This window comes from Vibrio celticus (genome assembly GCF_024347335.1).
GTDB classification, from domain to species: Bacteria; Pseudomonadota; Gammaproteobacteria; order Enterobacterales; family Vibrionaceae; genus Vibrio; species Vibrio celticus.
Genome location: NZ_AP025464.1, coordinates 1,759,451 through 1,783,392 on the forward strand (window position 1 = coordinate 1,759,451; position 23,942 = coordinate 1,783,392).

19 protein-coding genes and 3 pseudogenes are annotated in these 23,942 nt (G+C 43.9%); 5 read left to right on the forward strand and 17 right to left on the reverse strand.

Annotated features, from left to right (window positions below):
- Window positions 1–92: 92 nt before the first annotated feature.
- From OCV19_RS23685 to OCV19_RS23710, 6 genes are all read right to left on the reverse strand, one after another.
- Entirely contained in the window at window positions 93–557 is a 465-nt protein-coding gene (locus OCV19_RS23685; protein ID WP_065676455.1) for a TetR/AcrR family transcriptional regulator, read from the reverse strand.
- A gap of 223 nt (window positions 558–780) precedes the next feature.
- Window positions 781–1,620 carry an energy-coupling factor transporter transmembrane component T family protein gene (locus tag OCV19_RS23690; RefSeq protein ID WP_065676456.1) on the reverse strand — a complete coding sequence of 280 codons (840 nt, stop codon included), beginning with the start codon at window positions 1,618–1,620 and terminating at the stop codon, window positions 781–783.
- A complete protein-coding gene (locus OCV19_RS23695) occupies window positions 1,617–3,311 on the reverse strand; it encodes an ABC transporter ATP-binding protein (protein ID WP_019821660.1) in 1,695 nt (564 codons plus the stop codon). Before OCV19_RS23695 ends, OCV19_RS23690 begins: the two co-directional genes overlap by 4 nt.
- Window positions 3,312–3,317: 6 nt before the next feature.
- Window positions 3,318–3,866: an ECF-type riboflavin transporter substrate-binding protein gene (locus OCV19_RS23700; protein ID WP_004732085.1), complete on the reverse strand. Its 549-nt coding sequence runs from the start codon at window positions 3,864–3,866 to the stop codon at window positions 3,318–3,320.
- Between the two features lie 302 nt (window positions 3,867–4,168).
- Entirely contained in the window at window positions 4,169–5,299 is a 1,131-nt protein-coding gene (locus OCV19_RS23705; protein WP_065676457.1) for an HlyD family secretion protein, read from the reverse strand.
- Window positions 5,299–5,694 carry a DUF3302 domain-containing protein gene (locus tag OCV19_RS23710; RefSeq protein ID WP_065676458.1) on the reverse strand — a complete coding sequence of 132 codons (396 nt, stop codon included), beginning with the start codon at window positions 5,692–5,694 and terminating at the stop codon, window positions 5,299–5,301. Before OCV19_RS23710 ends, OCV19_RS23705 begins: the two co-directional genes overlap by 1 nt.
- A 250-nt stretch (window positions 5,695–5,944) precedes the next feature.
- Between OCV19_RS23710 and OCV19_RS23715 the strand changes: the two genes are divergently transcribed.
- Window positions 5,945–6,847: a DMT family transporter gene (locus OCV19_RS23715; protein ID WP_065676459.1), complete on the forward strand. Its 903-nt coding sequence runs from the start codon at window positions 5,945–5,947 to the stop codon at window positions 6,845–6,847.
- 32 nt (window positions 6,848–6,879) lie between these two features.
- Here OCV19_RS23715 and OCV19_RS23720 read toward each other — a convergent pair whose 3' ends face one another.
- From OCV19_RS23720 to deoD, 4 genes are all read right to left on the reverse strand, one after another.
- On the reverse strand, window positions 6,880–8,460 hold the full coding sequence (locus tag OCV19_RS23720; protein WP_065676460.1) for a GGDEF domain-containing protein: 1,581 nt from the start codon (window positions 8,458–8,460) through the stop codon (window positions 6,880–6,882).
- Window positions 8,460–9,929 (reverse strand): hypothetical protein, encoded by a 1,470-nt coding sequence (locus OCV19_RS23725; RefSeq protein WP_019821666.1) that lies wholly within the window; start codon window positions 9,927–9,929, stop codon window positions 8,460–8,462. The genes OCV19_RS23720 and OCV19_RS23725 overlap by 1 nt, the downstream gene beginning before the upstream one ends.
- Before the next feature lie 186 nt (window positions 9,930–10,115).
- Entirely contained in the window at window positions 10,116–11,585 is a 1,470-nt protein-coding gene (locus tag OCV19_RS23730) for a lactate dehydrogenase (RefSeq protein WP_065676461.1), read from the reverse strand.
- Between the two features lie 82 nt (window positions 11,586–11,667).
- Window positions 11,668–12,378 (reverse strand): purine-nucleoside phosphorylase, encoded by a 711-nt coding sequence (deoD, locus tag OCV19_RS23735; protein WP_017061880.1) that lies wholly within the window; start codon window positions 12,376–12,378, stop codon window positions 11,668–11,670.
- A 346-nt stretch (window positions 12,379–12,724) separates the two neighbouring features.
- Between deoD and OCV19_RS23740 the strand changes: the two genes are divergently transcribed.
- On the forward strand, window positions 12,725–13,699 hold the full coding sequence (locus tag OCV19_RS23740) for a L,D-transpeptidase family protein (protein ID WP_065676462.1): 975 nt from the start codon (window positions 12,725–12,727) through the stop codon (window positions 13,697–13,699).
- A gap of 177 nt (window positions 13,700–13,876) precedes the next feature.
- Here the strand turns inward: OCV19_RS23740 and OCV19_RS23745 are convergent, their stop codons facing one another.
- Both OCV19_RS23745 and OCV19_RS23750 read right to left on the reverse strand, forming a co-directional pair.
- Entirely contained in the window at window positions 13,877–14,143 is a 267-nt protein-coding gene (locus OCV19_RS23745) for an Lpp/OprI family alanine-zipper lipoprotein (RefSeq protein ID WP_017061882.1), read from the reverse strand.
- Between the two features lie 172 nt (window positions 14,144–14,315).
- A pseudogene (locus OCV19_RS23750) lies at window positions 14,316–15,075 on the reverse strand (IS5 family transposase).
- A 312-nt stretch (window positions 15,076–15,387) separates the two neighbouring features.
- On the opposite strand from OCV19_RS23750, the gene OCV19_RS23755 reads away from it, so the two are divergent.
- A complete protein-coding gene (locus tag OCV19_RS23755; protein WP_048609810.1) occupies window positions 15,388–16,719 on the forward strand; it encodes a DEAD/DEAH box helicase in 1,332 nt (443 codons plus the stop codon).
- A 151-nt stretch (window positions 16,720–16,870) separates the two neighbouring features.
- Here the strand turns inward: OCV19_RS23755 and OCV19_RS23760 are convergent, their stop codons facing one another.
- Entirely contained in the window at window positions 16,871–18,118 is a 1,248-nt protein-coding gene (locus OCV19_RS23760) for an SGNH/GDSL hydrolase family protein (protein ID WP_065677199.1), read from the reverse strand.
- A gap of 482 nt (window positions 18,119–18,600) precedes the next feature.
- Between OCV19_RS23760 and OCV19_RS23765 the strand changes: the two genes are divergently transcribed.
- Together OCV19_RS23765 and OCV19_RS23770 are read left to right on the forward strand one after the other, a co-directional pair.
- Window positions 18,601–19,542, forward strand: a complete 942-nt coding sequence (locus OCV19_RS23765; protein ID WP_065677200.1) for a lipase family alpha/beta hydrolase — start codon at window positions 18,601–18,603, stop codon at window positions 19,540–19,542.
- Between the two features lie 38 nt (window positions 19,543–19,580).
- Entirely contained in the window at window positions 19,581–20,474 is an 894-nt protein-coding gene (locus tag OCV19_RS23770) for a lipase secretion chaperone (protein WP_065677201.1), read from the forward strand.
- 58 nt (window positions 20,475–20,532) lie between these two features.
- On the opposite strand, the gene OCV19_RS23775 is transcribed toward OCV19_RS23770, so the two are convergent.
- From OCV19_RS23775 to OCV19_RS23795, 4 genes and pseudogenes are all read right to left on the reverse strand, one after another.
- Window positions 20,533–20,811 carry an IS3 family transposase gene (locus OCV19_RS23775; protein ID WP_390904179.1) on the reverse strand — a complete coding sequence of 93 codons (279 nt, stop codon included), beginning with the start codon at window positions 20,809–20,811 and terminating at the stop codon, window positions 20,533–20,535.
- Window positions 20,775–21,404 (reverse strand): annotated as a pseudogene (locus tag OCV19_RS23780) (IS3 family transposase); the annotation flags it as partial. The pseudogene OCV19_RS23780 and the gene OCV19_RS23775, both read right to left, overlap by 37 nt.
- Window positions 21,371–21,879: pseudogene (locus OCV19_RS23790) on the reverse strand (helix-turn-helix domain-containing protein). The pseudogenes OCV19_RS23790 and OCV19_RS23780, both read right to left, overlap by 34 nt.
- Window positions 21,880–22,005: 126 nt before the next feature.
- The gene (locus OCV19_RS23795) at window positions 22,006–23,649 is read right to left on the reverse strand and encodes a methyl-accepting chemotaxis protein (protein ID WP_065677292.1); all 1,644 of its coding nucleotides are present in this window, start codon (window positions 23,647–23,649) and stop codon (window positions 22,006–22,008) included.
- Window positions 23,650–23,942 lie beyond the last annotated feature (293 nt).

The window sequence follows — 23,942 nt, forward strand, 5'->3', positions numbered from 1 at the left end:
AAGTTGAGCAGGTCATCGCTGCTCACTTTTCTGAAAGTCTAAAAAAGGGAACCCTAGGGTTCCCTTTTTCTATTTCAGTCAACTGGTTAGCGTTACTTGAAGTTGGTGAGATAGAACATTGAGCGTCCGACTACCATTTCAAGGATTCGAACTGAGTCGTTGCCGAAACTATCCAACACCTTTTCACGAAATTCGCCGTTCGAGCTGAGGTTAAATTGCTCAGGATTCTTGATTTGCGAAGCATGGAAAAACATCAATTTAATCACGTATCGAAACTGCTCATTATCTAGAGCAGCTTGCCAAGATTGGATAAAAAGCGCTTCCGATGAAAAGTCTAGACTGTCTATAACGATCGATAGCATGTGTTCGTGAAGTACTGAACGAATAGCGCGGGTCGACGGATAATAGCCCTGAAGCGTCGTTAAACTAATGCCAATCTCTTGAGCAATCCTTGCATAAGTTAGTGCTTCATGTCCTTCAGCCAGAAAAAGGTTTAGTACGATCTCATCGTAGTTTTTTTGATTTTCTAGCTTCTGTACTTGAGTAATTCGAGCCATTACAAATCTCTATTGAGTGTAACATTCTGTAAACGAGTATATTAAGAGCTTCTGAATTAAATCTCAAACTCCAAGGGTAAATAACTGGTCAATTTATCGTTAAATATAGTCAGTATTGTGTCATTGGTTCAATTATCAATCAGATTTTGGCATAAACAAAAATACCGCCCTATTGAGCGGTGTGTTATTTAAAGTCTTTGTTTATCTATGCTAATTCAGATGACTAGAACGGATACCAAAATAACTGCGGCTCTAGAATGCGTTTCGCGATGGCTAACACCACGATAAAAGCGATGACACCTAAACAAACAAAATCGATACGTTTCAAAGGTGCATAGCTATACCAAGTGCGTGCTTTGTGTCGACCAAAACCTCTTAATGTCATTGCGTTAGAGATCTCGTCTGCGCGGTCCAAACTAGAGAAAATGAGCGGGCCTAGAACCTTAGCTACATTTTTGATTCGAGTAATTAGAGGCGCTTTCTTTGAGAGCTCTACACCACGAGCCTGTTGGGCGTGCATGATATTGATGAAATCTTTCTTAACCTCAGGCAAATAACGCAGGGTTAGACTCACCGCATAAGCGATCTTGTAGGGAACACCGATACGGTTGAGGCTCGCGGCAAACTCAGTCGGATGCGTTGTGAAGACAAAAATCAACGCTATCGGGAACATGCTCATGTATTTGAGCGTGACAGTGACTAAGTAAAACAGAGTCTCTTGGCTCAACGAGTAGTTACCCGGCAATGTCAGCAATAAGGTTTCGCTGCCGATGAGCTCAGTACCTTGCTGTGGAGCCAGTAGATACATGAACAGAGCATTTAGGCTTAATACACTCGCCGTTCCTAATAACAAAGGCTTGTACACGCGTACAGGCACATTGGTCAGCTTTAGCAGGTATAAACCAGTCACAATAAGCATTGCAATCAATCTTAGGTCGAACGTAGTCAATACTACGGTCACCCAAGCTAAGAAGAGCGCAAATTTGGTGATGCCGTTGAGAGCATGAAGCGGTGATTTTGTATCAATGTAATTGATGCCGAATTTTACTTTTGATGCGTTCATTGAGCGCTTCTCTCGTAGTCGATGAAGTACTGCATAAACGCATTGGTGTCGTCGATTTTCATCATAGTCGCGAGTTCATAAATGCTGGTGGTACAAAGATTTGCACGTTCTAGAAGTGATGGTTGGCTAAATACTTCCGTCATCGCGGCATTGGCAATCAACTTGCTGTCTGCGATTACGATTGAACGTGTGGTGTACTCGAGAACGAGGTGCATGTCGTGTGAAATGATCACAACGGTAATACCCAAATCACGATTAAGCTTTTGGATGAATGCCAGCATGGATGTGTAGTTACGGTAGTCTTGACCTGCAGTCGGTTCATCCAAGATAAGAAGCTCAGGCTCCAGTACCAAGATAGATGCGATCGTTACACGTTTTTTCTGGCCGTAGCTCAGGGCTTCGATCGGCCAGTGGCGGAACTTGCTCAGCCCACATAGCTCAAGAACATGCTCTACTTTTTCTGTGATCAGCTCTTCTGCAATATTGCGGTTACGAAGACCAAAAGCAATCTCGTCAAAAATCATATGATGCGAGATCATATGATTTGGGTTCTGCATCACGACGCCGACTTTCTGGCTTCTTTCAAAGATAGAAAGCTCAGATAGGTCTTCACCATTTAGATAGGAAGATCCAGAATCGGCATCGATCACACCCATGATGAGTTTAGTGATGGTAGATTTGCCTGAACCATTTTTGCCTAGAATCGAAACAAACTCACCTTTGCCAATCTTGAAGCTGACATCTTCGAGTGCGTTCTTCTCGCCGTCGTAAGAATAAGTTAGACCATGAACTTCGAGTAAAGGTGGGTACTGCTTCTCTGCTATCGGGGCAGGGCGCTCAGCAAACCATGCTTGAACAGCAGGGCGGAACCTTTTGTAGTCTAAAGCCTTGAGGTTTGACAGCTTGTCTTCGCTGCTTAGTGGGGCTTTCGCCGCCTTAAGCGCCGACAAGTAAAGCGGTTCACGAATACCGTGTGTATCAAGTAATTCAGAAGCCAAGATTTCATCGGGTGTCGTATCAGCAACGATTTCACCACGTTCCATTAAGATCACGCGGTCGATATCGCGATGTAGGACATCCTCGAGGCGGTGCTCGATAATCACGATGGTCTTGTTGGTTTCTTTATGTAGCTGATCGATGATCTCAATCGTTGCTTTACCCGTTTTCGGGTCAAGGCTTGCTAGAGGCTCATCAAATAGCAAGATATCAACGTCATCAACTAAGATGCCCGCTAACGATACTCGCTGTTTTTGACCACCAGAAAGGTCATGAGGTGAACGCTCAAGCATGTCCGCTAGGTCGACCATTTTTGCCGTCGACTTAACTAACGGGTACATGTCAATGTTCGACATCAACTGGTTTTCGAGTGCGAAAGCGATATCTTCACCGATACTCAAACCCACAAACTGGCTGTCAGTATCTTGTAATACCGTGCCGACTTGCTCGGTATAATCGTGCATCGAAAACTCAGAGATATTCTTGCCGTTTATCTCTAAAGAGCCAGTTACCTCACCTTTAATTGCATGAGGTATCAGACCATTGAGACACTGACCTAGGGTAGATTTACCACTACCACTTGGTCCAATAATGACGATTTTCTCTCCTTTCTCTATCCTTAGATTGATATTTTTTAGCGTCGGTTTATCCAGCGACTCATATCTAAAAGAGAAGTTCGAAAATGCTATAGTCATTATCGCTTATGCCTCAGTCAGGTTGCGGCTTTGTTTGTTGCGTTTAGCGACTGATTTTAGGATCAGGAAGCCCACAACAGCGATCAGAACGGTGTTACCCGCTGCGATGATAGACAGTTGAGTGAAGACTTTAGTAAACGGTTCTGCGTACAGGATGGTGTCGAGGAACGCAGAGCAGCCATAGCCTACAACGTTACCTGCAAGGGCCAGTATCACGAACAATACAAAATCTTTCATTGGCAGTTCACCTTGTTGAAGGCGGTTCTTAGTCATCATTGGGAATAAGCCGATAACCATACCTACGATACCTGAGCCTAAAACCCAAGTTAACCACACGCCCCAGCCTGCGAATAGATCCGTAACCCAGTGACCGATAAAGCCAACTAAGAAGCCAACAATTGGGCCGAACAAAACAGAAAACAGTGCTAGAACTGCCATCGCTGGTTTCAATGTCGTGTTCGCAAACACTGGGACACCAAACATAGGTAAACCACCAATGCCGTACAGTGCCGCGCCAATGGCAATAACGACTACTGTTTTAGCTGAAAAGTTCATAGATAACCTCGAATACTGAAAGATAAAGCTTAATAAAGAACGAATATTCGCCATTATTAATATGCGTCTCAATGAGAACGTTTTTTGGGCAAATATAAAAAATAAGGCGCGCATTATACAGTAGAACCCTTCCATAAGGGAAGGTAAGTGTCTAGATGTCTAAAATTCCATCTGAACACCTAAATATCGTGTAAAAAGCGCAATTTTACGGTTAATCAAGCAACAAAAAAGCCAGAGCGGGTCTGGCTTTTTCATTCGCCTTAACAATGTGTTAAGCGGGTTCGTCACATATCTACGACCGTTTAGTGGTCTAGGTATAGATAGTTTTGCCAACTCTTCATGCGAATAAGGACCTTACGCATGATCGATACGTGGGTAAAGCTGTCAGAATAAACAGCAACTTCAACCGCAGTACCCATAGGTAAATGGTAGTCAGACAGGTCATCAGTGATGGTCATTTTAGCAAATACCCGTCCATGAGTGCGAAATGCATTGGTACCAATAAGCGTACCGCGTGCTTGAATTTGACTCTCCCCAATGGCTGGGATTACTTCATCAATGCGTCCTTTGAAGATTTTACCTGGTAGTGCCCTGAATAAAAATTCAGCTTCGAAACCAGGATGCAGTCGTTGCAATGAGTTTTGTCTGAATGCTGCGATGTAGTATTTCTCTTCCGTATGGACAAATGTCATGACAGGAGCAAGAGGAAGTGGCACAGCCATTACGCCCGGACGTAGTGCTAGTTGTGTAACATATCCATCCGTTGGTGCTCTTACGACTGTTTGGTCAAGGTTGAATTGAGCCTTACGTAAGTCTGCAAGTAATCCTGCTACTGCGGTGTTCTCGCCACCAATTTCAGAATTTAGAGCAATCTGAGCTTGTTGTTGACTTGCTTCTGCTACTTTTACTGCTGCTTCCGATGCCTTATAAGCTTGTCTACGAGTATCCAATTGTTGTTCGGTGAACGCACCACTTTCAAAGCCACGCTTATAACGAGAAAACTCGCGTTGCGCTTTGTCTCTTTCTGCAATCGCTTTGATTTTAGCAGCTTCAGCTTCAGCAACTTGAGATTCAAGTCCAAGTGCTCCTTGGCTTGCTTCTTTTACTTTCGCCTCGAGCTTAGCGACTTCGGCTTCAAAAGGGATAGGGTCAATTTTAAAGAGGATGTCTCCTTTCTTTAAAGGAGAATTTGCTTCAACAGGAACCTCAATGACTTTACCTCTAACGCCTGAAACTATCGGAGTCGTTGAGTAAACTTGGTTGCCAAGTTGTGTGAAAGGATGGTTGTAGTTCATTAATAAGATCAATGTTCCTACGATGACCACACCACCGAGCACAGCGGTAGGCACTGTCCATTTGTTTAGTGGGATATTAAATACTTTGAAAATAGTGATACAAAGTGCCGCGTAGGTCATTATCAGTAGTAAATCCATTACTTAGCCTCCTGATCTTGAACGTTGTTTGTCTCTTTCTCTGGACTGCTTTGCTCAGCACCAGCTTGCTTGAGCTGTGCGATTTCTTTCTGAAGGGTACTCACTTGATCGATTAAAACATCCACTCGGTGGTGAATATCGTGCTGCTCTTCTTCGAGTTTTTCGAAGCCCCAGCCTCGGTCTTTGCGCCATAATGTTGCCCAAATCCATAGAAAGGGCCAAATTGTGTGCAAAGTGAATAGGCTAACCCAGCCTGAGACGTGAATTGCATCTTGGTGAGGATGATTACGTTCTTTGGCTATTTCATAAGGGATATCGTGAATAACGATGATGCCGTAAAAGATGACTAGAGCAACGAAAATGAGTAAGCCGAGTGCAAAGTAGTCTAAAAACATAACAGATCCTTGTAATGTTAGATGTTAGTTATAAATATAGTACGCTATGATCCAAGTAATTGTTATAAAAATGATTTACCGAGTTGAAAATAATGTGTTGTCGCTTCTAATGCAAACAAAAGCATTGATGAATCTTATAAAGTCTCATCGCGTTTGAAGTGGCTATTTCGGCTTTCTGGCTGGTATTTCAGTTGAAATGATGACAGCTACGATTCTAAATGACGCGCATAACCACAAGGGAAAAATACGGATGTTTATAGGTGAATTGGCGGCTATTGGCGCTGCAATTGTGTGGGCATGTGCGACTTGGATCTATGGGCAATTTGGACATCGCTTCTCTGCGATGCAATTGAACATGGTTAAGGGGGTAGTGGCGTCAGGGATGATGTTGCTGGTTATGCCTCTTATCCCGATGCCGGAGTTTGAACTGAGTACCAACCATTTTCTGATATTGGCAATTTCAGGTGTGATTGGCATAGCGATTGGAGATAGCGCCTATTTTGCAGCGTTGAAAAGAATCGGCGCCAATAAGACGCTGTTACTGGAATCTTTAGCACCGCCTCTTTCTGGTGTGCTGGCATTAATGTTCCTTGGCGCTGTATTGACAGTGCAAAGCTGGCTCGGTGTCGTGATTACAACACTGGCGGTGACCTTCGTTGTCTTCCAGCCATCAAAATCGGCGAGCGGTGAATCGAATGATAAAGCGCAGTGGGGGGGTATTGGTTATGGGCTTGTGGCGAGTGTCTGTCAGGCATCTGGTGTGGTTATTTCTCATTACGCGTTAGTGGCGGGTGATATCCCACCATTGTTAGGTGCTTTGATTCGCCTGACGATTGGCGTGTTTGCTGTGATGCTGATTATCCCTTTCGTTGAAAAGAAGCCGTATTCATCGATAAAAAGAGATTTATGGGAAATGACCAAGCTCGATAAACTGTGGTTATTAGGAGCAATCTTTGTCGGGACGTTTCTCGCTCTATGGCTTCAACAAGTGGCGTTGAAGAATGCTAACCCTGCGATTGCACAAACGTTGATAGCGACCAGCCCGGTCTTTATTTTGGTGATTTATGCGCTGAAAGGGGAGAAGGTGTCAAAGCAAAGTATCATAGGCACACTTGCCGCCCTTGCTGGTATTTCTCTGTTCTTTTATCAATAAGCTGCTGGCCTGAGCTACAGAGTGACATGCCATTACTCTGTACACACTTGATTACGACCGTTGGCTTTAGCTCGGTATAGCGCTTTATCGGCACGGTAGAAGGTACGTTGAGTATTCTCTCCGTCACGATGCAAAGTGATACCAATACTCACGGTCAAACCACGCTCCCCAAGTATTTCATGCCATCCAAATTGGAAGATGCGCTCTCGATAATTTTCAGAGTGCATTTCTGCCTTCGGAAGATCAGTGTTCTCTAGAATGACGAGGAACTCTTCTCCGCCAAACCTGACACACGATGCGCCTTTAAACTTAAAGTATGAACGCAGCTCTTGAGAGACACTAACAATCGCTTTATCACCGACTAAGTGACTCAGTTCATCATTGATAGACTTAAAGTGGTCGATATCAACAACCATCAAGGCGAAAGGTGCTTCGTGAAGCAACAGGTCTTTCAGCTTCACATCTAACCAGCGGCGGTTGTGCAACCCTGTTAATGGATCGGTGAACACGTCTTGTTGAAGCTGAGCTACCGCATTCTTGTGTTGCTCAGTTGTCTCTTTCAACTCTTTGTTCTCTTGTTCAGAGAGAATGAGTTTGAGTTGTAATTCAAAACGGGATAGGCGGCGTAGTTGGCTTGCACCGAGTTCACTGATCGGGATCTGCTTCATCAAATCGGTTTCAATTCGGTAGCCTTTTTTCTCATAGCTTAGCGCTTCTTGAAAACGCCCTTGATTCATACACACATCACTTAGCGAATCGTAGAATCGTTTTGCAAGTACTGGCGACGAGTAGGCTTTTACACGTTTGTCCGTGCTCGACAAAATCATGCTCGCGTAGTCTTGCTTACCAGTTGCGCTTAGGCAATGTGCTAGCTCTAGTCGAGTCATGGTTGCGAGCCAGCTTGCTTGAGTGTTGTTGGCTGGGTATTGAACTTTAGACAGACAGCGTAGCGCTTCGTGGTATTTTTTCTTAGCGCGCAGCACCTTTGCTTGGTAAAGCAATATTTGAGCTGTGAGCAACTTGTCACTCACCAAAATACTCAGTTCTTCGCACTCATTCAGTAAATCGCTGGCTGCTGTAATGCGATTGAGTAGAAGTAGGCTTGCTACCATATGCAGCTTGAATTTGAGGCGAAGTGAGCGACTGCTGATCGCATGGTCTATGCTGCTGATTTTTTGATAGTAGCGAAGAGCTCTGTTGTGATCGCCATAGGAATCACACAGGTTGCCCATGCCTAAAATAGCTAATACATACTCATCGATATGACCGTGTTCAACCGCGATAGTCGATGAACTGACGAATTCATTGAGTGCTGAGGTGTAATCACCAGTTTCAACTAAGCGGTCACTTAAACTGGTTTTGACTGTCAGAATATCTTCGATATCGGCAGGAAGGTGGAGCAGATCGAGTGCTCGTCTCAACTCTTCGATACTGGTTTGATTTTGTTGTAACTCGGCACGGTATTCAGAGCTAATGATATAGCAGTGCGCTTGCTCTGTTTGCGTTGTCGAAACGTGCTGACGAATGTGGTTCCAGAAGATGATCGCTTCTTCACCTGATACTGATGAAGGGTCTAAACCGGCGTCTGTGATCTTGCTTAATAGAGTTTCCATTATTCTATTACCTCAGCATCGTCTTCTTCGAGTTGTTCAAGCGTGAACGGGAACGTCAAAATATCATTGAGGCTGACGCTTGGTTTCGAACCTTTTAATCCTTTTCTATGCCATGGATAGATATCGAGCATGGTGCTGAGAGTTTGGAAGGTTTGTTCTGCGGCTTCTCCTTTCTCGGAAAGCATAAGAGCCACACGTTCAGAACTTAGCCTTGCGATGAAGTCATTCTGGTTACATAAAGCATGAGCAATCTCGGTACAGACATCTAAATAATCAGTATCGACATGATGGAACATAATGATGCTGTGGTTCGAGCGTTTAAGCTCTGTCTTGAACAGCACCAATTTTTCCCACCAAAAGGTTTCAGAGACAACATAAGAGAGGTGCTTCTCAGGGTCGTACTCGTGTTGACCGCGAATACGGTTAATCAGTTTTCGTGCTCTCTGTTCAAGCTGGCGTTTTGAACTGCGTGCTTTGTCCAAACCGACACGTGTCGTTTGCTCTTTGAGCATGCCGATAGAATATTGACGGTACTTTTTAAAGGCGACGAGCGCGGCTTGGAAGTCTTGGTTTTCTTCCGCCACCAAGGATTGTTGGTAACAGATTTGGCTCAGCAACTCGCCATTATCGAACTCGTTTGCGGATTGTTCGGCGAGCCTCAGTAATTCCGCCGCTTGTTCTGGTCTTTTTCTCAGGAGCTCCAATCTAGCTCGGCTGATGTATGAGTGCGCCTTCATCCAAACTAGGTTGTGTTCAACTGCCAGATTGTGCGCTTTGGCCGTGGCGCGCTCCGCGTCATCTAAGCGTTCAAGACCAAGTAGGGCAAGGCCTCGAAAGTCCCACACCTCTGCATGCCAAGTGTTATCTTTATGGTCTTTTAATGCTTCTTCTGCACCGTCCAATACCGACAGCATTTCAACATAGTTGTTGAGCAGGTAGTAATCCCACGCAAGCAGTATTCTGGCTTTACCCTCTAACCAACCAATGCGGCTGTTGTTAGCAACTTTAACGGCAAGCTGGTGGGTAGAACGTGCAAGTTTATATTCGTGGGTCATCCGCCAAATATTGCCAAGGCCAATGAGGCATTCAATTTGAATTTCGACTTCATCAACCAACGCGGACTGCTCTAAAGCATTGATCCAGAACTGTTGGGCGGAATAGTACTTGGCTTGTCCCCAGAACTGGAGCGCGTGTAAATGGAGGATTTCAGGGAGAAAAAGGTCGGTATCTAATCGGCTTTGGCGCTTGTAGGCTTCCTTGATGTATTTTAAACCTTTTTGGTAATCCATCAGGTTCCAGCTACATCTTGCCATTAACATTAATGACTGGATGGCACCCTCTTCAAACAGAACTTGCTCTGATCGGACTAGGCACTGTTGGGCAATCTCTAGGATCACCGATGGCTCAGAGTCGACACGAGTTTTGAGTTTTTCTAATTCTGTTTCAAGAAGGTACTGATTTTTGTCCAAGACTTACATCCATGATTATCGAACATATTGATAACACAATCATTATAAGAGTGTAATTTGAGATAAGCACCAATTATCTTTCGTAGAGCGTCAAAGGAACATCGATCTTTTCTAATTATGGGTGTTACCTCATGTTGTCGCTTTAAAATCAATGAGTTCCCGAATAATTACCTAGAGGCTTTGTTGCTATGAAAGTAGTTGCTTTAGAGTTAATGGCAGCTCCGCTACGCCTAAGCGTTGTGCTGCCGTGAGCCCTTGCTTATCTTGGTAGCACAGATTGTGCCAAGCTCTAAATATGTCGAGCAATGGAAGAATGCCCCCAGGACGAAGCTTACGTCTGGGCTCATTAATAAAGCTATCAAATAACAGCTGAAAGCGCTGTTGATAGAACTTAGTTTGTTGAATTGAGGCCGTGTTAAACCACTGTTTTGGTTCTGGATTGTTACCGGTTAGGTAGCAGATACCTTTCTGGTTATCACCCTGATTGGCAATAGCCCAGCGATCTCGCCACCAACTCATGTGAACGATGTCGATCTTTTCAAAACTTTGATCGTCTTGCCAGCCTGAATCTTCTTCGACATACATGAGGTCAATATTTTGACTCTGTATGCGCGGCAAACATACACTTAAAGCGGCAGATCTTAGTAATGGATCTTGTGGCATATAAATGGCGACATGCTTGTCTTCGTTACACATATCCAACACATGTAAGAAGTGAGCGTAAGAGGTGTAAGGCGGTCGAATGAGTGCCCCTTTCGAAGGGTAGCTAAACGTCGTGAGGTTACCCATAGGGTCTTCAACATTGCCTCTTGCCAGAATCACTTGGTATTGCTGTTCAATACGCTCTTTTAGTTTATCAGAAGGCTGAGGAAGTTCGAGGTTTGCCTCTGACGAGTGCTCCTTTGAGACAAAGCGCGCCACATCGTCGTAGGGGTTATGGTCAACATTTCCCGAAGGCTCTTCATTTTGAGAGTAATTGACATGCTGGCAAAGGATGTAACCAGAATGCGCTTCGCCTGTCGCTATCCAGACCACACCGTTGTTACTTTGTGGTTGTAAGCGCTGATAATGGGAAGCGAATTGATAGTCCTTGGCATGATTAACCCATCGAGCATCGATCATCGCTAATTTGCGACGGCATCGACTCGCGATATGGTCAACATGATCATAGAAAGTCTTTGGATTGATCTCTAATTTTCTGCAGATTTCACGTACGGAATAACCCATGAACAATAAGCCCATGAGGTTCTCTTGAAACTGAAGTTTTTTATTGGATCCAGACCATTTATCAACGAAGGTTGATTGGCAGTCTTTGCATCGATAACGTTGCCTGTCACCGCTGTAACCGAAGGCATGGTAAAGATGTTTGTGGGTATGAACCGATAGGCCAAAGTTATCGCAATCATCATTGCGGCAAGCAGGAAGGCCATCGCTGTGAAGTTGTCGCAGGCGATGAAGTTCGCTTAACACTTCACGATTGTTAAGTAAGGGGGGGAAAGCTCCACATTCACGACAAACCATCGCTGGACGCTTAGGGTTCGCGTGTTGCAAAACATACCGTTTTGCATCGCTCAAGCCAAAGTTGTCACACGCCAATGTTTTACAAAAGTTGAGTTGCAAACCATCCGCATCTTTTGGCAGCTTGTCGTTAGACACGATCTCCCCCTCGGGATTATTTGAGCAGCCAAGCGAGCCTGGCTGCGGGGTAACGCTTTTCAATGTATCTTTTATCAAATCGTTAGATGTTGATTGCTGTCTCTAGAGCAACTTTCATCATGTCGTTGAAAGACTTTTGACGCTCTTCAGAACTTAGTTTTTCACCACGGATGATGTGGTCAGATACTGTTAGGATGGTTAGTGCTTTAGCACCAAGGTCTGCAGCAACGCCGTAGATACCAGCCGCTTCCATATCAACACCTAGGATGCCTAGCTTTTCCATTTTTTCGAAAAGGTCAGCTTCTGGAGTGTAGAAAAGGTCTGCAGAGAATACGTTACCAACTTTAACTGGAACTTCTTGTGCACGAGCTTGGTTTACTGCTTCTTCTAGAAGACCGAAATCAGCGATAGCAGCGAAGTCGTGGTTGTTGAAACGAATACGGTTTACTTTTGAGTCAGTAGATGCACCCATACCGATAACAACGTCCATTAGTTTAACGTCGTCACGTACTGCGCCACAGCTACCTACGCGAATTACGTTTTTCACTCCGAACTCAGCGATTAGCTCGTGTACGTAGATGCAGCATGATGGGATACCCATACCGTGGCCCATGACAGAAACTTTCTTACCTTTGTAAGTGCCTGTGTAGCCAAACATGTTGCGAACGTCACAAACTTGCTTCACGTCATCAAGGAATGTTTCTGCAATGTATTTTGCGCGAAGCGGGTCGCCCGGCATAAGTACTGTTTCTGCGAAATCACCAGCTTGAGCATTAATATGAGGTGTAGCCATGGTCGTTCTCCAAAGTTTAAACGGTAATTATAAGAACAGGATTTAATCAATTACCGATTCTGTTGAATTGAATTCGTTTTGTTGAGGCAATATTAGCGAGTTAGAACGTGGCTCCATGAGACTTTAGTCACAAAACAGGTCCGTCATTATAGTTTTATTAATATTGATAACCAAATCTGTTGAAAGCGTAAAGGCAATCGATTTTGTATGGGTTAATTGCAAGCGAATGAGAGGAAAAGGCTTACATATAAACTTGTTGCCTATCAGTTTCGAGACAACAATACGTTGTAGAGACGTTAGATCAGAGATAATCTAAACTTTGATAAAAGACAAACCAAGGATTTGTATGTCGCATTGCGCTAACTCGACGCCTTTACCGTCAATGAAAACACGACTCCACAGGGCGGCGTCGCTTGTTGTAAGAACTACTTTGCTTGCCAGCGGGATAGCTTCATCGTGGGTGTCTGCTGCAACCTTTCAATTGCCACCTACAGAAAGCCGCATTGTGGGCAGAATCCAGCAGCATGAAGTGGCGGCGGGCGAAACCTTGGCCATCATTGCCAAGCAATACGATATTGGTTTTCTCTCTTTAATGGCAGCCAACAAAGGGGTGGACCCTTTTCTTCCCGCGGAAGGCTATGTGTTAAGCATTCCAAGCCGCTTGATTTTGCCTGACACTCCGAGAAAGGGGATCGTCATCAATCTTGCTGAGTTAAGGTTGTATTACTTTGAGCCCGAGAAAAATCAGGTGCATGTTTTCCCTGTCGGCATCGGTCGAGTGGGGCGCGATACTCCCGAGATGATCACCAAGATAAGCCAAAAAAGGCCGAATCCAACATGGACGCCGCCAAATTCAATTCGCAAAGAGTATCTTGAAAAGGGCATTGAATTACCGAGAGTGGTTCCCGCAGGGCCAGAAAACCCATTGGGTGAGTACGCTTTGAGACTTGCTTATGGCGCTGGCGATTATTTGATCCATGGTACTAACAAAGACTTTGGAATAGGTTTACGAGTTAGCTCTGGTTGTATCCGAATGGAACCTAAAGATATTGAGTGGCTATTTGAGCAAGTGAACCGTGGTGAACAGGTCACTATTATCAATGAGCCGATTAAGGTGTCATTAGAACCAGATAGAAGTGTGTTTGTTGAAGCGCACGAACCATTAACTCGAAGTGACGGCTCAAAGAAATCATTACAGATCCCTGTGGAACTAAAATGGTGGCTTGAAGACGCAGAACTGCCAAATTCAAAGGCGAAAGCGGTTATCTTTGCTCAAAACGGCGTGCCTGTAGAGATAGCACCACCTGTGATTGAGTTTTAATTCGATGGCCTCTTCTGTAACAGGGGGCGGTTTTATCTTGTCTACTCGCATTAGTACCTTCTACTCGAATTAGTATCGCCCAAAAAAAAGCACCACATCCGATAAGAAGTGGTGCTGTCTATATACTGCTTTTTGCGACTTATTTAATTTACAGCTTAATCGCGATTAGATCTCAAACTACTTAGTGTAAGACTCAGCGATGTTATCGATGCGTTCGTTAGCACGATCCGCTTCTTCTTTCGCTGCCATAGCGGCTGCTTCTGCTTCTTGAGCCTTCATTTCTGCTGCTGCTTTGTCACTCTTAAGTGCTTCAACTTCGCTTGTAAGTTGAGCCACTTGGTTAGTTAGTTGATCCATTTCTGACACTGCAGCTTCTTCTGGCTCTGAAGAACAACCGGCTAGAATGAAAACTGATGCTGCAGCTGCGATTAACGTCTTATTCATAAGAACTCCTTGCTTATTTATCATCAAAAGATGCGCTATACATTCTTTATCATATAGTCGCTTCATTAATGATTGTAGCGACTAATTTTTTAACTGCAAAAACAATAACTAAAGAAATTGCTAAATTTTTGAGGTGATTAGGGCGTGTTGATCTTTGCTGTACATTTCGCGTTCAACAATACATCGGTAGCCACATTAACATGAATGCCAGCGATAACATGCTGGCATAATTCCTTTCTAGCTTGTCATATCTACTTGAAATAGCTCGATAATGCTTAATTCTCCCAAAGGCATTTTCGACCAAGTGACGATACTTGTATAAACACCAATCCATACTGTCTTTGTCTATATCTTGTCCGTAATTGCGTTTAGCAATTACCGTTTCTCCGCCACGTTCCTTAACAAAATACGGAAAGGTTCGCTGTCATATCCTTTATCACAAACGATGGTATTAACTTCATCGAGTTGCTCAACTAAGCTTTCGGCATGCACTATATCGTGGCGTTGTCCCTCTGATAAATCAAAGCAAATCGGCAGGCCACCACTATCTACGGCTAAGTGAATTTTGGTTGAGTTGCCCCCGCGACTTTTTCCTATTTGCTCTGAACTTTCAGTAGCTGCACCTGTACTATGCTGATGTGCTCTAACTATAGAGCCATCAAGAAATACCATTCAAAATCAGCCATGTTAGATAAGCTTTTGAAAAGATTATCTAAAATCCCTTTCTTTGACCAAAGATTAAATCGTCTGTAAACGGTACTCCACTCTCCGAACTCAGAGGGTAGATCTCGCCAAGGAATACCTGTTCTCATTCGATAAAGTATTCCTTCAAATGTCATTCGATGTTCAGTTTTATCGTAAATACGACCTGTACTTTTCATAACTTGGAGTAGCAGTTCCCAGCGAATATCAGTTAGCATTGTTCTTGGCATGGTATTGGTTATGGTTTTACTTTTGGCGAAGCAAATTATAACTCTTTACCATGCTGTTCAAAAAACACTCACGAAAGATCAACACGCCCTAGCTAAGCATCACGTTCTGTCTCACTTATGAGATGAAGGATTGAGAGGCGACTAAAAGGTGTTTTTGGAGGGCTATCCCTTTGCTAGCAATGCATACAATGTTCTAGCTAAAGATAGATTAAGGGATAAATTTACTGTGATCTCTATCCTTATAAAGTACTTTCGCGGTATCATGTCACGTTAAATTAATTTTATTCAATACCATCATGACTGGAGAGTCCTTTGCACTTTAAAGATTTAGGCTTAGATAACCGCTTACTGAAGAACTTAAAACATTACGACTTCAAGAAGGCGACAGAGATCCAATCAAAAGCGATCCCTGTTGCTATTGCTGGTAAGGATCTATTGGCTTCATCAAAAACGGGATCAGGAAAAACATTGGCGTTTGTGTTGCCAATGATACATAAAGCATTAAAAACAAAAGCGTTTTCTGCTAAAGATCCTCGTGGTGTAATTTTGGCTCCTACTCGTGAGCTAGCGAAGCAAGTTTACGGCGAATTGCGTAGCATGCTTGGTGGCCTGTCTTATGAAGCGGCGCTTATCTTAGGTGGTGAGAACTTTAACGATCAAGTTAAAGCACTGCGTAAGTATCCTCGTTTTATCGTAGCGACGCCAGGTCGTCTTGCTGACCACCTAGAGCACCGCTCATTGTTCCTTGATGGTGTTGAAACGTTAATCCTCGATGAAGCAGACCGTATGCTTGATCTTGGTTTTGCTCCAGAACTGCGTCGCATTGCGAATGCGGCTAAGCACCGTCGTCGTCAGACGCTAATGTTCTCTGCAACGCTAGACCATGCTGAAGTGAACGGTATTGCCAATGAAATGCTAGACGCACCTAAGCGTATCTCGGTGGGTGTTTCTAACGAGCAGCACCTTGATATCACTCAGAAATTCTATCTATGTGATCACCTAGATCATAAAGAAGCGATTTTAGACCGTGTACTAGAAGAAGCTGAATACCGTCAGGTTATGATCTTCACAGCAACTCGTGCTGATACTGATCGCCTAACGGATAAGCTGAATGAGAAGAAGCTTAAAGCCGTTGCACTGAGCGGTAACTTAAACCAAACGCAGCGTAATGCGATCATGAGTCAGTTTGAGCGTGCGGTTTACAAGATTTTGGTAACAACCGATGTTGCTTCTCGTGGTATCGATATTCCAAACGTAAGTCATGTAATCAACTTTGATATGCCGAAGCACACCGAAGAGTACGTTCACCGTGTTGGTCGTACTGGCCGTGCCGGTAACAAAGGCGATGCAATCTCTTTGGTTGGTCCAAAAGACTGGGACAGCTTCAAGCGTGTTGAGCTTTACCTTCAACAAGATCTTACTTTCTCTGTGCTTGAAGGCCTAAAAGGTAAGTTCAAAGGTATTAAACCTCGTAAACCTGCGTTTGCTAAAGGCGGCCCTGCGAAGAAGAAAACCAACACTCAAGCGAAGAAAACGCCGAAGAAACCAGTTAAGCGCGATAAGAGCTTCCACCAGAATGTGGCAGTGGGTGATACAGTGTTTATCCCTAAGAAGAAAGTTGCGCCAAAAACTGACGACGAGTAATCAACTCGCGTGAGCTAATAGATTATGTTCATAAAAACAGATCTTTATAAAAGCTAGCGTAAATAAAAACCGCCTATCAAAGGCGGTTTTTTTGTATCTGACTTTTGTGCCTAAGAGGTGCTACCTCAAGTTACAGTTCAACTTGGCGGCTTTAGAAATCAAATGTCGAGAATGAAAAAGCTAGGATATGGTCGGCAATGTATTTATGAGTAGCTGTAGTTGGGTGCGTCACGCCCCAGAATACATAACTGTCTGAACCATAGGTCGCACAATCATTGGTTAAGCTGTGGCTTTTCAGGTAGTCGGCTGCGGAGCTTCGATTGATATTAAGACAAGCATCACTCGCGTTTCGAAAGCCATGTTGTTCTGGGTTATCGGTAATGCTGGCGAACAAGGCGCTTGCATCGAACAACACCACGTTTTTCCCCATACCTTGGTAATACTCGGCTTGAGCTTTGATGAACTGGTTAAATTCTAAGATCTTGCCACGAACTTTTATGATCTCTTGTTCGGTAGAGTATTTGAATTGAGGGGCTTTGGTCGCATCGGGTAAGGTGAACAGCAAGATATTGTTCGCACCAGATTCCGTTAAGCGGATCAGCGCGCTGCTAAAGTCAGCTTTTACATCGGAAACTTCTCGGTTGTAGTTCATGAAGTCATTGAGGCCAAACTCGAGAGTAAACAGTGAGTTTTCCGGGCGATAGTTTTTGGCGACTTTCATGTAGGTCAGATAAGAGGTGACTTGATCATAAATACCAGTCAATGCCACGTATTGGTTGGTACCTGCAGCGCCACCCACAGCCCAGTTATACAGAGGGACATCTTTCGCTTTTGCTAAATACTCCGTCCAGACTAAACCATTCGAAAAGTGCCCTAAAAACCACGAATCTGCGTTCGGAAAAACCCATTGTGAGCCATTAAATAGATTACCAGTGTCGGACAGGCTATCACCAAAGGTGACAATACGGTTGATGCTACTGGCTTGAAAAGCGTTGTCGTTGGTCCAGATTGAGTGGTTGTAAGAGAAGCGATTATCTGCGGCAAAGTAGGTGATGTCAGCGGCGTCATGTTGGATGTCGAGCGTCTGTTCGCAACGCTGTTTGATTTCAGATTGAGGCGCATCACTGTAGAACATGTTTTTGAAAGAAACAGAAGACCACCAATATCCGTTGATCGTGTAGTAATCACCATTCTCTTTCTTTGCCCACTTCCAGTCGGTGGCTGGGGAGTCATGAGAGGCATCGGTTCGATACCAACATCTAACATATGAATAGGTCTCTGATCCTTGTGTACTGAGTACTTGTGCAGATGTAATCGATTCTGGTGTTGGTATTGAGTCTTCAGCGGCATAAGCGCCAAAAGGCAGGGCTAACGTGAGTATTAAAGCCGTATTTTTCATCACTGTATTCTCTTTTATATTTAGATGAGCCAAACAAAAACGTTGTTGCTTGTTTCTTGCTGATAACTGGATAAGTAAATAACTGGTACGACCTATATCTAAAATCAATAATTAACGTCAATACATTCAGGTTTGTGGTGTGTCGTTAATGGCATAAGTATCAAGTTTTCAACGAGTTTATGGTTGAAAAATACCTGTTTCCAAACGGTTATTTGTCGACAAACTTTGGTTTATTACGAATGTTGAATTGATATTTGAGTCAGAGTATTGAAAGAACAATCTCATCAACCTTGGTTAAATGTTAATTTAATCAACCGCTTATGGTTTTGGTTTTTCTTCTGATTCTGTTTGCCTGATGTTCATCGCACCTATTTAATTCAAGTTCGCCATCACAAATATCAAATCGTTACTTTCTGTTTTATAAAACCATCATCTACGGTTCTTTTACTCATCAGAGGTCTAATCTGTTTAAGGAAAGAGCATTGAAAAAGATATTAATTTGGACGATAGCCTGCCTATCCAGTTTTGGCGTATATGCCGGAACGAGCGCATCAGCATTAGAAGCCAGCGGATACACTGAAACGAAATACCCCATTATGTTGGTACATGGTCTGTTTGGTTTCGATACATTAGCGGGCGTCGACTATTTCTATGGCGTACCTGAATCCCTAACCAAAGATGGCGCGAGCGTATACGTTGCTCAGGTCTCTGCAACCAACAGTTCTGAGGTTCGTGGTGAACAGTTACTCAGCCAAGTTGAAACGCTGCTAGCCGCAACGGGAGCAAGCAAGGTGAATCTGGTTGGTCATAGTCATGGTGGGCCTACGGCTCGTTATGTTGCGTCAGTTCGGCCGGATCTTGTTGCTTCAGTGACCAGTATTGGCGGTGTGCATAAAGGTTCTAAGGTTGCTGATCTCGTTAGAGGGAACGTATCTGAAGGCTCGGTCACAGAAGGTATTGCGGTGAAATTAGCGGGTGGGTTAACGACACTGATTAACCTTTTATCTGGTGGAACGGATCTCGATCAAGATGGCCTCGCTTCTCTTGAAGCATTGACCACAGAGGGCTCACTAGCATTCAACCAGTTTTACCCTGAGGGCGTTCCGACGTCTGAGTGTGGCGATGGTGAGTGGCAAGCAAGTAACGGCGTTTATTACTATTCATGGACAGGGTCTTCCACTTTTACCAACCTTATTGATCCTACCGACGGAGCTATGACAATCCTAGGCTTAGCTTTCAATGAACCTAATGACGGGTTAGTAGGGGCATGCAGCGCCCATTTGGGCAAAGTGATTGGTGATGATTACAAAATGAACCATCTAGATGAGATCAATGGGTTATTGGGAATTCACCACTTGTTCGAGACCGATCCTGTGACTCTATATCGTCAACATGCCAATCGATTGAAGTTGGCTGGTTTGTAGTCTGCAAAGCCGTTTAATAAGAAAACAAGGAAAGTATGATGAAAAAGACCGCCATTATGTCGATAACCACGATAGCCCTGATGAGCACAGCGGCGGTCTTTTTATATCTAAAAAAGGGAGAAACCAATACACATAATGACAACGAACAACGCGTCTCCTCATTGAAAGTCATCTCTCAGCAAGACACCGACATCGATAACGCATCAGCCAAAGACATGATGGAATACTTCGTATCAGGTAATACAGAATTAACCCTTGAAGATATTCGTGACAATGTGGCAAAACACCACGAGCAATCATCAACAGCCGTGGTCGATGAAGCACTGTTTGCCAAATATCTAGAGTATAAGTCGGCACTGACATCGTTGGACGTACAATTCGATACCACATCCATTTCCGCTGATGACCTACGCGCACTCAATCAAGCGCTCCTTGACCTTCAAGCTCAGTTCTTCAGTGAGAGCGAGATAAGTATTCTGTTTACGCACGACAACAGAATGAGAGAAATCGCCTTAGAAAAGTTACTTCTGAAACAGGAGGGATTAGAGGAGGAAGAATACCAACAACGTCTCGAATCCTATCTATCTGAGCAACCCGATTATGTTCAGTCGAGTCACCAGAATCAGGTGTTAATCCAACAGCTCTCTAGCTCTGAAGGTCTCGATGAACAGGGTAAATACTTAAAGAGAAGCGAACTTGTTGGTGAAGAAGCAACCCAGAGACTTGAAGCTCTTGATAAACAAAGAGCGGACTTTGAAGGCTCGTTAGAGGTCTACTTCGCTGAACGAAATGATGTTTTGAACGACTCAGCCCTCTCAGAAACCGAGCTACAAGAGACGATTGCGCAACTTCGAACTGAACATTTCCTACCAGAACAGCTTAGAAGGGTAGAAGCGATTGAAAGGATCAGAGCGGCTGAATCTGGTCAGTAATGTCTAAAAGCGAAAAACCAGCCATGATGAAGTGACCCCATAAAGTTGGACATTTCTGTTAAGCGGCTTTCAAGGCCTGAGTTCGATATTCTATCGGAGTCAGGCCTTTTAGTTTCACTTTTATACGTTTGGTATTGTAGTACTCGATGTATTCTTTAATTTGCTCTATCAGAGCATCTGCATCTTCAAAGCTTTGGTTGTGATACATCTCGGTTTTGAGTAAAGCAAAAAAGTTTTCAGCAACAGCATTATCCAAGCAGTTACCTTTTCTCGACATGCTTTGCGTTAACCCACTCTCCGCTACCTTTTCTGATACTGTCGATGGCGATATTGCCAACCTTGATCGCTGTGTATAATTGGCTTTGAGTTGGGTTTAAGCGTTGATATAGCCTCCGTCAGCATATCCGTGACAAGCGGCAAGCAGGCATTTTTGGCCACTCTATAAGCTACCACTTCCTGAGTAAACAAGTCGACAACTGGAGACAAGTATACTTTCTGCTCTTTGACTTTGAACTCCGTGACATCAGTTACCCACTTTTCATCGGGTTGAGTCGCACTAAAATCTCTTTCAAGCACGTTGGGAGCAGCTGTTCCAGACTCTCCTCGGTATGAACGGTACTTTTTAATCCTGACCGTCGATTTAAGGTTGAGCTGAGCCATAAGCCTTTGAACCGTTTTGTGATTAAGCGCGACCCCCTGATTTTTTAGTTCTAAATGAATACGACGATAACCGTATCGGCCCTTATGTTCATGATAAATTGACTTTATCAACCGCAGCTCACGTTCGTAGCTATTTGGGCGCTTGCTCGTTTGAGCCTGATAATAAAAGACACTTTTTGCCAGCTGTAGAGTCTGCAGTAAGTGCTTCAACGGGTACTTGCCTTTAAGAGTTAGAGCTATGACCGCTTTTTCTTTGTTCGACGGTTTTTTTCCTGCTCCAACTCTTCCAACTTTTTTAAAACAGCATTCTCGGTTCGTAAGTAGACTAACTCCTCTTTTAGCTCCTCAAGTGTCATTTCATTATCAGGCTTAGTGGTTCGTTGAGGTTGCTGTTTCATTGAGGGTCTTCCTTTCTGGCGCATTTTGAGCCCCTTGATACCGAGCTCATTAAATCGTTTGAGCCAGACAGAGAGTATCCCAGGGATGAGAGGTTTAATACTGCGCTAGTGTGCGTGAGAGACCATTCATTCGTCCACATTAAATTCAATGCTTTTCGTTTTGTTTGAGCAGTCGCGGCATGCTTAGTTGGTAAAAATGAATCAGTACCATGGATGGCAAAGACTTGAGCCCAATACCGTATCTGCCTTGAAGAAATTGAATATTGTTTTGCTAAGTAGAGAGATGACGTGCCATCTAAGTATTGCTTAGCAATGATACATTTTAGCTCTCGGCTATATTTGGACATAAAAAGACCCCCAATAATTGGTGTCCAACTATTGGGGGTCAGTTCATGATGGCTGGCTTTTTGTTTATCGGCGAGTTCTAAAGAGCATACAGCTTGAATCTGTTGCCTTGAATCGTACCTTGAAGCCTATACCTTAAAGTAATCCAACTGCTGCTTCTGTTGCTCAGCTAGGTTAGATAGCTCGTGGCTTGCTGCTGCGGCTTGAGTAATGCCGGTTACGTTTTGGCTTACTAAGCTGTAGATGTTTGAGATATTACGGTTGATGTCTGAGGTTACTTGGCTTTGCTCTTCGGCGGCAGAGGCAACCTGAGTGTTAATCTCTGTCATGTCCGTTACCGAGTTAGCAATGCCTGAAAGCGCCGCGCTTACTTCACCTGCAAGAGTTTGGTTGTGTTCCAGCATAGCCAGTGAGCTGCTCATGCTTTCATTCGCGTTACCGGATTGAACCTGCAAACCTTCAATGATGGTTTGGATCTCTTTGGTTGAATCTTGTGTACGTGCTGCTAGCATTCGAACTTCATCAGCAACCACTGCGAAACCACGACCACTTTCACCTGCACGAGCGGCTTCGATTGCTGCGTTAAGCGCAAGCAGGTTAGTTTGTTCAGAGATACTTTGAATCACCTCAATCACTTTACCAATCTGTTCAGAGTGCTCTTTTAGCGTGCCCACAACATTTGCAGCTTCACTTAGCTGAATCGCCATCTGTTCGTTAGCTTTGTTGCTTTCATTAAACAAGCTCATGCTGTGTGTCGCCATTTCGTCAGCTTGCTTAGACGCTGAGTCGGCTTGTACTGCGTTCTCATTAACGTGTGCTGCTGTGCTTTCTAATTGGTTTACAGCAGAAGCAACTTGTTCTACTTCTTGCTTCTCTTGGTCTGAATTAACGCTCGATTGTGTCATTACTGCTGCTAGCTCTGTCGACGCAGAAGCCACTTCGATACTGATTCGAGACAGCGAGCTTACCGTGTCACGCAGCTGTTCAACAGACTGGTTTACGTCTTGCGCTAGGCGTGAGATTTCGTTGTCGCCATACTCTTCTGCTTTAACTAACAAGTTACCTTTTGCCACTTCGCGCATGGTTGCTTGAATATTGCTGATCGGCTTAACAATGATGCCAGCCAGCGTCCAACTGATAATTAGAGCTACAGATAGGATCACTAGAAGCGCAATGGTTGCGGTATTGAGTGTGCTGGTGTGTTGCTGGCCGTTGATGTCGACCTCTTGAGTGGCAAGCAAGTTCAGCTTTTTAGACAGAGTATTGATCGCTTGCACCATGTCATTACCCGCGTGACGGTATTGGTCGATTGCAATCTGGTAGCGGTTTTCAAAATCTGAAGAGAGTGATGCATCGCCGTGCTTCGATCTTAATAGAGGAAGCATTGTCGTTCGAGAAAAGTCGACATAGTGATTCATCGCTTTGTTCATCGCGGCCACTTCATCTTGCATGCCTGGCACTGTGTCTAATGAATTCAGTAGGCGAGTATTTTGGTCGCGCTTTTGGTTTAGTGTTTCAACCAGTGTTTTTACGTCATCAGCATTGAATAGACTGTAAATCGCTTTGATGCGCATGCCATAGCTGTTGTCGACGATTTCGCTTAGTTCTTCTTTATGTAAGATTAATTGGTCGGTCGCTACTGATACATCTTTGAATGCACTTTCTAGCTTTTCACTACCGATAATGACACCGGCTAAAAGTAAAACGACGGAAAATAGTACGGGTATAAGAATTTGTATTTTGATTGATAAGCCACTGAGAAGTTGGCGCATGTAATGTCCTTCTTTGAATAAAACAAATAGATGAGAATTATTATTATTAGAATTAGTTGGCGATTCTAACTAATGAGACTGACAATTCAATCAGTAATGAATTCGATTTTGATATATGAGATAGATATTTGATAAATTTTGAATATTTATTGTACAAACAAGGCTTTAGCCATTTTTAAGGTAGGGTTATTTGGCACAGAACCTTGTGTGGTATTAGGTAATAAAAGGGATGGCGAGATATTGAGCGGTTTAGCTTAAGTAGGTTGGAATGAATATTCGGAGCCTATGAGTGG